Raw genomic sequence first — 12,485 nt, forward strand, 5'->3', positions numbered from 1 at the left:
GTGATCGCTTACTCAGTGTCTGCCTTGGTCACTATTGCAACTGTCAGTCGCGCCAATGCTTGTGGTGACCTGTCTTCGATCACATCATCGGCGAGCCGGTCATCCGCGAGCAAAGAGCCGAGGCCATGGACCAGCGCCCAGGCGGCCAGGGTCCGCTTGTCACTCTGGTCCGCGCTGTCCTCAACATATGTCATGCGGATTGCGGCGCGCAGCACGTCATAAGCAGCACGTGATGCAGTGTAGAGTTTGGCGTCGGACTCAAGCTGGACACCGGTGTTGAACATCAGGCGGTACAGCCCGACATTCTCGACACAAAATTGCAGGTAGCGCTCTGCGAGAATTGTAAGGTCTGACGGTGCTGCATCCTCGCCTGCGTACAGCGATTGCTGCAGTTTCGAAAAACCATCTGCAGCGACGGCCGCCAACAGGTCGGTCTTTGTCTTGAAATGGGCATGTGGGGCGGTTGCGCTGACGCCGATTTTGCCCGCTAGGCCTCTGATACTCAGCGCGCAATTGGGGTCTGCCTGCAGTTCCTCTTCTGCCGCTTCCAGCAGAGCCTGCCGCAAATCGCCATGATGATATGTCTTCTCTACCATTTCTTCAATCTAAGCGTTGCAAAGTTAGCAGTGCATAGTTATATGGATCGTACGATATTCTTTAGCATGAAAGGGACATTTCAATGGGTGCTGCGGCATTGAGGAAGACACTGCGCTGGCTGCATATTATCGGCGGCTTGATATTGGGCACCTATCTCTATTCTCCCTGGGGTTCTGACCCCGTATTTACCTTTGCTACGCTCTACATCATTATACCGGCAATGGCGATTAGCGGCATATGGATGTGGCAACAGGCTGCTATTTCACGGCTTTTCCGGCGACAGGCAAAAAGCTAAGTCCTCACGCCCCCGGCACCGAAAGTGCCGCCGCCGCTTCGCGCACTTTGCGCAGTTTGTCGCCATCATTGCGGAAGGCAGTGCTCGCATCCTGCAGGGCCTTGGCGGCTTTGCCGGTTTCGCCCAGCTGCATACGGCTGCGCATCAGCATGATCCAGCCATCAGGATTGTCGGGATTGGCGGCCAGCTTGTCGGCCAGACCATCGACCATGCCCCGGATCATCTCTTCCTGCTGCCCTTGCGGCAAGGCAGAAGCAGCCTGCATCTGGTCGCGACTAGGTCCGGGAATCGCCGATGAAGCGACCGCTACACCATCGGTTTTCAGGCCGCCTGTAGGTGGTGCAAATTGCGTGCTGGCCAGCCGCTGTTCGACTTCTATGCCGCGCTCTTTACCGACATTGCGGATCACATTGCGCACGTCTTCCGCCCATGGCGCATCTGCCGGTGTATCGGCGAGCAGCGCGAACCAGCTATTGATCGCTGCTTCATGCTGACCGTCCATATCCATGGCTGCAGCCTGAAAATAGCGCGCGCGCGGGTCTTTCGGGTCAAGCTCCAGCGCCCGGTTAAAAGCGGCGCGGGCATCGGCGGGGATGGCACCTGCATCACTTGCCAGCACCAAAGCCTCGCCCAGCATCGAATGATATTCGGCATTGTCCGGGTCGAGATTGGTGGCGCGCTTCATCGCAGTGGCGGCTTCGGCAAAACGCGAGGTTTCAAAGAAGGACCAGCCGAGCATGCGCCAGCCTTCGGCATCATCCGGGTTTTCCTGCAGCTTCTTTTCCAGCGCCGCGATAACCTCGCCCACCGGCGGGGCCTGCTCGCTGCTATTCGCGGCTATCGGCGCTGTATTGGTGTCACTGCTATCGGGCCGAAACACGGCTATACCCACTGCCGCCAGCGCGATGACTCCCGCACCCACCATGATCCAGCGGCTGATATTGGTGCCTTTGTCCTGCTCCGTATCTTCGCTCATACGTCCATGTCCCTCATATGCTGCGATATGGCACAATCGTGGCTGCCGCAACCATATGCAGGCTAAAACGCCAAAAGCCGCCCAGAACCATTAAGCACAGAATTTGCCAAAAGCCTGTGGCAATCATCACAGATATTGCGTAAAGTCTCTGGCAGGGTTCGCGAAAATATGCGGCAATCAAGGCCGTAGCTGCGCATTTCGGCGCGTGACGCGACAGAGTGAGGGCAAGCGATAGCCTATCGCCACCTCGCATTTTTCTCGCGAAACACGTCGGCTTTTGGGGGAAGCGGACCGGTGAGCGAGACGTTCAAGGTAGCGATAATCGGATCAGGGCCAGCGGGCATGAGCGCGGCGGGTCGTGCGGCGGAACTGGGCCTGTCCCATGTGTTGCTGGAAAAGACCGACCACCTTTCAGATACCATCTATAAATATCAAAAGGGCAAGCATGTGATGGCGACGCCATCGCAGCTTATCCTGCGCTCCGACATGGATTTCGACGCGGGTAAGCGTGAGGCTATACTCGGCACATGGAATGACCAAACCGAGGCGCTTAAGGTCAATGTGAAATATAATGCCGAGGTCAAGGCGATCAAAGGTACCGGCCCGGCCATTTCGGGCAGCGTGCATGTCATCGAAATCCGCAAGCGCGATGGCACCAAAGAGACCAAAGAAGTCCAGCGTCATGAGCCGCCTTATGAGCTGACGCTCACCAATGGCGAGACGATTATCGCGGAAAATGTCGTGCTGGCCATCGGTACCCAAGGCAACCCCAATCGCATGCGCTGCGAAGGGGCCGACCTGCCGCATGTGCAATATCAGTTGGATGACCCGACCGAATATATTGACGAGCATATCGTTATTGTTGGTACCGGGGATGCGGGGATTGAGAATGCGCGTGGCCTTGCTGAAGACCCGGCGCAGCGCAATACCGTCAGCATTCTCAACCGCAAGGTTGATTTCGCCACCGCAAAGGACGCCAATGTCAAGGCGCTGCAGGCCGACCACGAGGCGGGCAAACTGACGATACGGCTGGAGACTGAGACGGCGAAGATTGAAGAAGGTTTCATTGCTCTCAACACCCGTGATGGCGAGGAGCGTATTCCATGCAATCGCGTGATTGCCCGCATCGGCTCGGCACCGCCGCGCATGTTCGTCGAGGAATGTGGTATCGCTTTTACCGGCCCGGACCGGACGGCTTTTCCCGAATTGTCGCCGGTTTTTGAGTCGACCGCGCCCAATATCTTCGTCATCGGCGCGCTGGCGGGCTATCCGCTGATCAAGCACTGTATGAATCAGGGCCATGATGTTATCGAATTCATCAACGGCAATACCGAGCTGAAACCGGCAGATGAGCCGATCCTCGAAGCCAAATTTTCCGATCTGCCAGGCAATAACAGCGTTGCCGAATGGCTCGAATTTCTGCGCGCCAATGTCCGCATATTGAATGGCCTCAACCCACTGCAGATGCGCGAGTTTATGCTCGACAGCGATGCGAAATATTATCGCAAGGGCGAGGTGATTTTTGAACGCAATGCGCCGGGGTCATCGCTGTTCGCCATTGCCGATGGCTCGGTGGCGGTGCAGGTCGATCCCGATGATCCGCGCATCACGGTGCCGATTGAGAGCGGCTCGATCTTTGGTGAGGTTGGCCTGATCTCCGGGCGCAAACGCGGTGCCACGATTACCGCCGCCGAGGACACTATCTGTGTCGAGATTTCGCGGCTGGCAGCGCTCAAACTGCAATCGCAATCCGAGGCGGCCAAACAGCGCATTGAGCGTATTTCAACAGAGCGACAATTGCTGCAGATGTTCGGCTCGGGCCTGACGTCGGAAGACATCGAAGAGGCTGTCGAGACCAGCGAGATACTGTCGGTTCGCGCTGGAGAGTCGATCATCACCGAGGGCGATGAGGGCAATGACATCTACGTCATCCGCGTCGGCTCGATGGTGGTGGAGAAGATGATTGGCGGCAAGCCGGTGTTCCTCTCCTATCTGCCCGCCGGCTCCTATGTCGGTGAGATGGCGCTGATCGCCGGTGGTCAGCGCACCGCGACAGTAAAGGCGGCGATCAAATCGGAAGTCATCAAGATCAACGGTGATGCTTTTGCCAAGGTGCTGGCTGAGCATCCTGAGCTGATGGCCAAGGCCAAGCGCGATATGGCTTCGCGGCAGGATATCAATGCCTTTGTCGAGGCCAAGAAGGACAGCTTTTCGGGCGTTGTCGATATGTATTCCGAGGTTGCCAGCTTCCTCGTCGATCAGGGCATTGGCGAGGCGACCGATGTGCTGCTGATCGATGAAAATCTCTGTATAGGCTGCGATAACTGCGAAAAAGCCTGTGCCGACAGCCATGAGGGGTTGTCGCGGCTCGACCGTGAGGCGGGCAAGACCTATGCGCATCTGCACGTGCCGACCAGCTGCCGCCATTGCGAGCATCCGCATTGCATGGCTGACTGCCCGCCCAATGCCATCCATCGTGGTCCCGACGGTGAGGTCTTTATTGATGATACCTGTATCGGCTGCGGCAATTGCCAGCGCAACTGCCCCTATGGCGTGATCCGCATGGACAAGGTGCCGCCGAAAAAGCCCAATCTGCTGAGCTGGCTGTTTCTTGGCTGGGGGCCGGGTCCGGGCGAGCCGGACAAAGGCTGGGCCAATGAGAATAGCGATCCGGATGTCGAGAAACCGAAAAAGGCGATCAAATGCGATATGTGCGCCGGGATCAATGGTGGGCCAGCCTGTGTCCGTGCCTGCCCCACCGGGGCGGCGATCCGGGTTGCTCCCGATGAGTTTCTGACCGTCGCGCGGTTTGAAGGGGAGGATGCGTGATGGCCATTTTCCCCCTATCCACCCCGTTCGTGTCGAGCGAAGTCGAGACACAATGCTGCGACTGCCTGTCTCTCGACTACGCTCGAGACGAACGGAGCATGTTTGCCGGGGGACAAATCTAATGGCCAGTGCAGCCAAACCCGCCGGGGCCACCCATGGGTCACGCAGACGCCAGAGTCAGCATGTCGGTTTTCTCGGGCATAATGGCTTCAAATGGCTCAAGATTGCGGTGTTTCTGTCACTGGTCTGTCTGGTCAGCTATTTCCTGATCGATGTCGAGCCGCGGCATAATGGCGGTAGCTGGTATGGCTATACGCTAGGTACAATCGGCGCGCTGCTGATCCTGTGGTTGACCATGCTGGGCTTACGCAAAAGGACGATGACGCCGGGCGGTTGGTCTTTAAAAGCGTGGACCAGCGCGCATGTCTATCTCGGCCTGTCGCTAATCGTGATTGGCACGCTACACACCGGTTTTCAGCTTGGTTGGAATGTCCATACACTTGCTTGGGCGCTGATGATGATTGTCATCATATCCGGCATTTTCGGCATCTATGCTTATGCGACGCTGCCGCAATCGCTGTCGAATAACCGAGATGAAATGACCGAGACGCAGATGATCGAGGCGCTGCGCTCTCTGGATCGACAATTGCATGATGCGGCGCAGCCTTTGGAGCCAGAACAAGCTGCCTTGGTGCAATCATCGCTCGAACAGGATCCCTTTGCCGGCGGCCTGATCCAGCGACTGAGCAATAGCTATCCCGGCTGCGCTACCCGCAAGGCACAGGCCGAATTGCGCCGATCACGCGCCTATCAGCCGCGTATGGGCGATGATCCGCTCGACAAGATCGACAATCTGCTCGAGCGCAAGGAGGCGACATTGGCGCGGGTGCGGCGGCATTTGCAGATCAAGGGCCTGTTGCAGATATGGCTTTATGTTCATGTGCCGATGACCTTCGCGCTGCTCGCGGCGCTGTCGGCACATATTGTCAGCGTGTTTTTCTACTGGTGAGGCGGGGGCAGATGTCATGACATTCATCGTCCGCCAGATCGCGCTCAAGGCTGATGGCAGTGAGATTGTCCGCGAAACCACGCCCGAGGGTGCCGAGATGACCATCGGCCGTAATAGCGATAATGCCATCCATCTACCCGACCTTGCGGTTAATCCGGTGCATGCGAGCATCCGCCGCAATGGCGACGATAGCATTATTGTGGAAGCGGTTTCCGGCCAGCCATTTCAGGTCGATGGCATTGATGTCACGACCGCGACCGTCAAGCTGGCGCGTGGTGCAGAGCTCGGCTTTGGCGGCCATCGCATAGCTGTTGGCCTTGATGCCGATGGCGCAGCGGTAACGCTGACGGTCCGCCGCACCGATGCGGTTGCGGATAGCGAGGAAGAGAAGGACGAACGCGAGATTTACTCGCTTATCGGCAAGCTGCCCGGAAAACGCGGCAGTGCCTGGGGTTTTGTCGCGTTGGTGGTGATCGCCTGTCTCGCCTGGCCGGTCTATACCTGGGCGACCTATCGCGACCTTGCCTATAATGAAGATGTGAAACGCCCCGATGGCGTGCATGGCGACGGCTTTTGGAGTTCAGGCAGCCTGAGTCTCGCGCATAACAGCCTCAAAGATGACTGTCAGGCCTGCCATGTCGATGCTTTTGTCTCGGTCCGCGACAAGGCGTGCATGACCTGTCATGATGATGATGCGCATGATCATGCACCCAAACCGCGTCTCGCCAGTGCGCGCGGAGAGCTGCAGGGCTTTGCCGCCTTTCGCCGCGCGGTGGCCAGCGCGTTCAACAAACCGCAGGGCAGGTGTGTGGAATGTCACACCGAACATGAGAGCGCAGGTGCTATGCAACCCACTGTGCAGCGATTCTGTGCTGAATGTCACGATGGACTGGATAGCAGGCTGACCGATACGACGCTCCTCAATGCCGCCGATTTCGGCAAGGCGCATCCGCAGTTCCGCCCGGCGGTGCTGATCAATGCGGTGGAGGGCGATGACCCGGAGAAGGCACCAAGGCGGCGTATCTCGCTGGACCGCAAGCCGAGCGAGGATAATGGCCTCAAATTCCCGCATGACCTGCATCTCGATCGGACCGGCGGTGTCGCGCAAATGGGGCGGCGACTGTCTGCAAAATATGGCTTTGGCGATGCGCTGGATTGTGCCGATTGCCATACGCCCGATCCCAATGGCGTGCGCTTTGAGCCAGTCGATATGGAAGAGAATTGTGCCATGTGCCACAGCCTTTCCTATGACGAGATTGATGGCACTTTCCGCCAGTTGCCACATGGCAAGCCCGATCTGGTGAAGGCTGATCTGCGCGCCTATTACCGCTCAACCGGGCCGAACCGCCCGATCAATCTTGGAAGCTTACCGCGCCAGCGCCCAGGGACCGTCAACCGCCAGCGCACCGCAGCGGATTATGCCCGTGCGGTGCGTTTCCGCCCGACCCGTGCCAATCAGGCGATCCGCGCGGTCTTCTCCGAGGGCGGGGCCTGTTATGATTGTCACAGCGTCAATGCGCTGGGTGGATTGAACTACAGTATCGACCCGGTGACGCAGACTGACCGCTATATGCACAAAGGCTGGTTCAGCCATGCCGCGCATGAAGAAGAGGATTGCACCGATTGCCATAAGGCAACCACATCAAAACAGGCGACCGATCTGTTGCTGCCGGGCATTGCGACGTGTCGCGAATGCCATGGCGGTGAGGCGTCGGACACCGATGTGCCCTCGACATGTGCGCTCTGTCATGAATATCATGCTGATGGCGGCGCGCCCTGGCTGGTGCGTCAGCAGAATAAGGACAAACAGCGCCGCGAGAAGCGCAAACAATCGGAAAAGCCGAAGATCGTGGCGCGGCGGTGATCCGCTATCGAGACGCATATAGGATGGGCCTGATAGGGAGGGTGATATGTCATCACAGCAGATGCTGATCGCACAGGTCACCGATATTCATCTCGGCTTTGACCCGGATAATCCGGCCGAATTCAACCGCAAACGGCTAGACCGCATCATCGAGGACATGCTGTCGCTCGACACCCCACCGGATATGCTATTGGCGACAGGTGATTTGATCGACCGTGGCGATGCCGAAAGCTATCGCCGTCTCGCCAATGCTTTTTCGGTCTGCCCGTTTCCGGTGCTTATGGCGCTGGGCAATCATGACATGCGCGCTACCTATATTGCCGAATTTCCCGATCCGCCTTTCGACAATGGCTTTCTGCAATATGTTGTCGATGCGGGTCCATTGCGGCTTATCGTGCTTGATACGCTGGAGGAAGGCCGCCATGGCGGCGCGTTTTGCGAGGCGCGCGCAAACTGGCTCAAGGCGCGGCTGGATGAGGACAGCGAAACGCCGACAGTGATCGTCCAGCATCATCCGCCTGTCGAAGTCGGCATTGCCTGGATGAACACCCATCCGGAAGAACCATGGGTGGCGCGGCTGGGCGAATGTCTCGAAGGCCGCACCAACATCGTCGCCATGCTGTGCGGTCATGTCCATCGCACCATCCAATCCTCCTGGCGCGGCATCCCCATCGCCGTTTGCCCTTCCAGCGCGCCACAGGTGGCACTGAACCTGTCCGACATCGATCCCGAGGCCCCTGATGGTCGCGATATGATTATCGCCGATCCGCCTGCCTATGCCCTGCACTGGTGGAATGGCCGCCAGCTGGTCAGCCATATCCAAACCGCCGAAGAGCATGTCATGCTGGCGCGCTATGATGAGAAGATGCAGCCATTGGTGCGCAGCCTGCTGGCCGAAAGACCGACGGAGTAAGCGCGCTTTATCAGCCGGTTGCGATCAGTTTTCACGTTCCTCAATCGTCATTGCGAGGAGCGAAGCGACGCGGCAATCCAGAGCAGGTGCGTGTTGCACTGGATTGCTTCGCTACGCTCGCAATGACGAGAAAAAAGTGATCGAATCGACCAATGGCATAGAGCTTTCGACTGGCAGAGCTATGGGCTTTGCTTTACCAGTATTTAGCGATTACACCTCGCTCCATACAACCTCCGCACCAGACCGTGCGGCGGCATGGGGAGAGACGAAAATGCCAAAAACATCCTTGAAAATCAGCGCGTCGTTATTGGCACTGGTTATGACGGTGCCGACCGCGCACGCTATGGAGGCAGACAGCATGGAAGCAGCACAACAGGAAAGCGCTACCGCAACCACTGCCAGCGCCGCAATCATTACCGAGGCCTGGCCGGGTCCCTTTGAAGGGGTGCCGCAATGGGACAAGGTGACGCCCGATATGTTCCCTGCTGCATTCACCGATGCGATGGAAACGCTGCGCACGGAATTTGAAGCGGTCGCTTCAAATCCTGAAACACCGAATTTTGAGAATACCAACAAGGCTTTGGAGCTGGCTGGTGAGCAGATCAATCGCACCTATTCGATGTGGGGTGTGCATCTCAGCAACCTTTCCAATCCCGAAGTACGGGCGTTACAGGGCGAATGGGGGCCCAAGCTCTCGGCCTTTTTTGGCGAGCTGCAACTCGATCCGCGCATCCTGAAGCGCTATAAAGCGGTCTACGATAATCGTGAAAATCTCGGGCTTAACCAACAAGAATTGCGGCTTGTTGAACGCGATTATGACAATCTGGTGCGTAATGGTGCCTTGCTCAGCGACGAGGACAAGGCGCGGCTGATCGCAATCAATACCGAATTGTCGAAACTCTACAGCAACTTCTCCAACAAAGTCTTGGCCGATGAAGAGACCTTTATCTATCTCGACAGCGAGGATGATCTGGCTGGGCTTCCCGACAGTTTCATCGCCTCAATCCGCAGCGCCGCCGAGGCACAGGACAAAGAGGGCTGGGCGCTGAAAAACACCCGCTCGGTGATGCAGCCTTTCCTGGCAAACTCGACCCGCCGTGATCTGCGTGAACAGGTCTATATGGCCTATATCAATCGTGGCGATAATGGCGATGATAATGACACCAATGCCACCATTGCCGAAATCCTGAAATATCGAGTCGAGCGGGCCAAGCTGCTCGGATTTGAAACCCATGCCCATTATCGCATGGCCGATACCATGGCGAAGGACCCCGAACGCGCCATGGATCTGATGATGCAGGTCTGGCCCGCTGCGGTTGCACGGGTGAAGGAAGAGGTCGCCGATATGCAGGCGATTGCTGATGCAGAAGGTGCGGGCATCACTATCGCACCATGGGATTATCGTTTCTATGCCGAAAAGGTACGCAAGGCGAAATATGATCTCGATGCGGCGGAGCTTAAACCCTATTTCCAGCTCGACAAGCTGATCGACGGTATGTTTGATGCTGCCGGGCGGCTCTATGATCTGGAGTTCAAGGAGAATACCGGCGACATTCCGGTGTTCCACCCCGATGTGCGCACCTTCATCGTCACCGACAAGCGCGATGGCAGCAATGTTGGCGTGTTCTACATGGATAATTATGCCCGAGACGGAAAACGCTCGGGTGCATGGGCCACCACCTATCGCTCGCAGCAATCCTTAGGTGGCGAGCGCAATGTGCTGTCATCCAACAACAATAATTTCGTTAAAGGCGGTGACGGCGAGCCGACACTGATCAGTGTCGATGACGCGACGACCCTGTTCCACGAGTTCGGCCATGCGCTGCACAGCCTGCTCACCGATGTTACCTATCCGGGCTTGCGCGGCACGCCGAGGGACTTTGTTGAATATCCCTCACAGGTGAACGAGAATTGGCTGTTAACACCTTATATTCTCAACAAATATGCGGTGCACTATCAGACGGGTGAGCCGATCCCACAGGAATTGGTCGACAAGGTGGAGGCCTCATCCAAGTTCAATGAAGGCTTTGCCACTGTCGAATATCTCTCCAGCGCGATTGTCGATATGATGCTGCACAATCGTGATGAGGCAGTAACCGATGTGGATGCGTTTGAGCGCGAGACACTGGCGGAAATTGGCATGCCTGACGAGATTGTGATGCGCCACCGCCTGCCGCAGTTTAACCACCTTTTCTCCTCTGATTCCTATTCAGCCGGCTATTACAGCTATCTCTGGTCGGAGACGATGGACGCCGACACCTGGGCCGCCTTTGAACAGGCCGCGGATGGCGTCTGGGACAAGGGCGTGGCGGATAATTTCCGCAAATTCCTGCTCTCCACCGGCAATGAGACCGAGCGCGTCGATGCCTATCGCCAATTCCGTGGCCGTGATCCGGATGTACGCTATATCATGAAAAAGCGCGGGTTCCCGGTGAGTGAGGACAGTTCGGCGGATTGACCAATGGTCTCCCTCCCCTTTAGGGGAGGGATTAAGGGAGGGGACTGTCCATAAGCACTGCATAATTTGGATAGCCCCCTCTCCCAACCCTCTCCCCTGAAGGGGAGAGGGCTATGTTAAAAGAGAGGATTCGCCCGATGACCATAAAAGCCCTGCGTACCCCCGAAGAGCGTTTCGCCAATATCCCCGATTTCGACTACCCGGTCAGCTATGTCGATGACCTTCCGGGTTATGAGGGGTTACGCATCGCCTATGTGCATGATGGCCCGGAGGATGCGGAGCACACCTTTCTCTGCCTGCACGGCGAGCCAAGCTGGTCGTTCCTCTATCGCCGCATGATCCCGGTCTTTCTGGAAAGCGGCGCGCGGATTGTCGCGCCTGATCTGCTCGGCTTTGGTCGCTCTGATAAGCCAGCGGAACAATCGAACTATAGCTTCCACTTCCATCGCAACTATCTGCTGGCGCTGGTCGAGCGGTTGGACCTTAAAAACATCACTTTGGTGGTGCAGGATTGGGGGGGCTTGCTGGGTCTAACACTGCCGGTTGATGAAAAATTCCGTGCCCGCTTCTCGCGGCTGATCGTGATGAATACCGGCCTCGGCCTCGGACGCGGCATGACCGAGGGTTTCAAGGCGTGGAAGAACTATGCACTGTCGACTCCTGACCTTCCTATCGGTCCTTTGATCGCGCGCGGCACGCCGCATCTCACACCCGAAGAAATCGCCGCTTATGATGCGCCTTTCCCCGATCCCAGCTATAAGGCCGGGGCGCAGGTTTTCCCGGCGCTGGTTCCGGTTGAGGCCGATATGGAAGGCGTTGATGTCTCCAAACAGGCTGCTGCCTATTGGTCAGAGACGTTTGACGGCCCGAGTTTTATGGCCATTGGCGCTGCAGACCCAGTGCTGGGCACCGAAGCCATGACGGGCTTACGCAAATTGATCAAAGGCTGCCCTGAACCGATGATCATCGAAGATGGCGGCCATTTCGTGCAGGAATGGGGCGAACCCATTGCCCGCGCGGCGTTGAAGCATTTCGGCGATCTCTAACCGCCGCGCCGCGCTTAATTGCGCAATCAGGCGGCCAAAATAGTCGCTGATTCAGTGACGTGGAACAGCGGCTGCATCGGCTGCGCCGCGACATGCGCCAAGGGTATAGCAGTACCACAATGCGCACATTCGGCGCTCATTCGGCCCACATGCCATTGCGTCTGACCACAGCCGGGGCAGTGATTGACGCTGCCTGCACGATAAAGCGGCCGAAAGCCGCGCGCTGCCAAACCCATTGTTCGTGATTGACTCTGAATATCGCTCTGTAACTGCATCTTTTTTCCCTTCGCTGCCGGTATTGTTCTTTCATCTGTCGGCATGTTGTGCCTGAGATGCGGTGAACGGACATGGAATCGTGCGTTCAGATTCCGGCCAGCTTTGCAAAATCGTGAATCATGGCGCGGAGATGGCGGTTTTCCTCGCTTTCGACACGCACAAGCACGTCTGACTTGATTTTTATTTAAAATAATATAAATATGATATCATAATTAATTCGCA

At 57.1% G+C, this 12,485-nt stretch carries 10 protein-coding genes; 7 read left to right on the plus strand and 3 right to left on the minus strand.

Features of this window, described 5'->3' with window-relative positions:
* Positions 1 to 8 precede the first annotated feature (8 nt).
* Positions 9 to 596: a TetR/AcrR family transcriptional regulator gene (locus RB602_RS05450; protein WP_317083664.1), complete on the minus strand. Its 588-nt coding sequence runs from the start codon at positions 594 to 596 to the stop codon at positions 9 to 11.
* Between the two features lie 83 nt (positions 597 to 679).
* Between RB602_RS05450 and RB602_RS05455 the strand changes: the two genes are divergently transcribed.
* Positions 680 to 892 carry a hypothetical protein gene (locus tag RB602_RS05455; RefSeq protein WP_317083665.1) on the plus strand — a complete coding sequence of 71 codons (213 nt, stop codon included), beginning with the start codon at positions 680 to 682 and terminating at the stop codon, positions 890 to 892.
* 4 nt (positions 893 to 896) lie between these two features.
* On the opposite strand, the gene RB602_RS05460 is transcribed toward RB602_RS05455, so the two are convergent.
* Entirely contained in the window at positions 897 to 1,868 is a 972-nt protein-coding gene (locus RB602_RS05460) for a tetratricopeptide repeat protein (protein ID WP_317083667.1), read from the minus strand.
* Positions 1,869 to 2,210: 342 nt separating this feature from the next.
* Here RB602_RS05460 and RB602_RS05465 point away from each other — a divergent pair, with 342 nt between their 5' ends.
* The 6 genes from RB602_RS05465 to RB602_RS05490 all read left to right on the plus strand — a co-directional run bounded on the left by RB602_RS05465 (position 2,211) and on the right by RB602_RS05490 (position 11,987).
* The gene (locus tag RB602_RS05465) at positions 2,211 to 4,697 is read left to right on the plus strand and encodes a cyclic nucleotide-binding domain-containing protein (RefSeq protein ID WP_317084432.1); all 2,487 of its coding nucleotides are present in this window, start codon (positions 2,211 to 2,213) and stop codon (positions 4,695 to 4,697) included.
* A 121-nt stretch (positions 4,698 to 4,818) separates the two neighbouring features.
* Positions 4,819 to 5,706, plus strand: coding sequence for a hypothetical protein (locus tag RB602_RS05470; protein WP_317083669.1), 888 nt, complete (start codon positions 4,819 to 4,821; stop codon positions 5,704 to 5,706).
* A gap of 16 nt (positions 5,707 to 5,722) precedes the next feature.
* Entirely contained in the window at positions 5,723 to 7,570 is a 1,848-nt protein-coding gene (locus RB602_RS05475) for a cytochrome c3 family protein (protein ID WP_317083671.1), read from the plus strand.
* Positions 7,571 to 7,631: 61 nt separating this feature from the next.
* Positions 7,632 to 8,483: a phosphodiesterase gene (locus tag RB602_RS05480; RefSeq protein ID WP_317084434.1), complete on the plus strand. Its 852-nt coding sequence runs from the start codon at positions 7,632 to 7,634 to the stop codon at positions 8,481 to 8,483.
* A gap of 271 nt (positions 8,484 to 8,754) precedes the next feature.
* Entirely contained in the window at positions 8,755 to 10,941 is a 2,187-nt protein-coding gene (locus tag RB602_RS05485) for a M3 family metallopeptidase (protein WP_317083673.1), read from the plus strand.
* Positions 10,942 to 11,078: 137 nt separating this feature from the next.
* Positions 11,079 to 11,987: a haloalkane dehalogenase gene (locus RB602_RS05490; protein ID WP_317083675.1), complete on the plus strand. Its 909-nt coding sequence runs from the start codon at positions 11,079 to 11,081 to the stop codon at positions 11,985 to 11,987.
* Positions 11,988 to 12,013: 26 nt separating this feature from the next.
* Here RB602_RS05490 and RB602_RS05495 read toward each other — a convergent pair whose 3' ends face one another.
* Positions 12,014 to 12,262, minus strand: a complete 249-nt coding sequence (locus RB602_RS05495) for a hypothetical protein (protein WP_317083677.1) — start codon at positions 12,260 to 12,262, stop codon at positions 12,014 to 12,016.
* Between the last annotated feature and the right edge of the window lie 223 nt (positions 12,263 to 12,485).

The sequence above is a fragment of the Parasphingorhabdus sp. SCSIO 66989 genome (assembly GCF_032852305.1).
Classification (GTDB): Bacteria; Pseudomonadota; Alphaproteobacteria; order Sphingomonadales; family Sphingomonadaceae; genus Alterisphingorhabdus; species Alterisphingorhabdus coralli.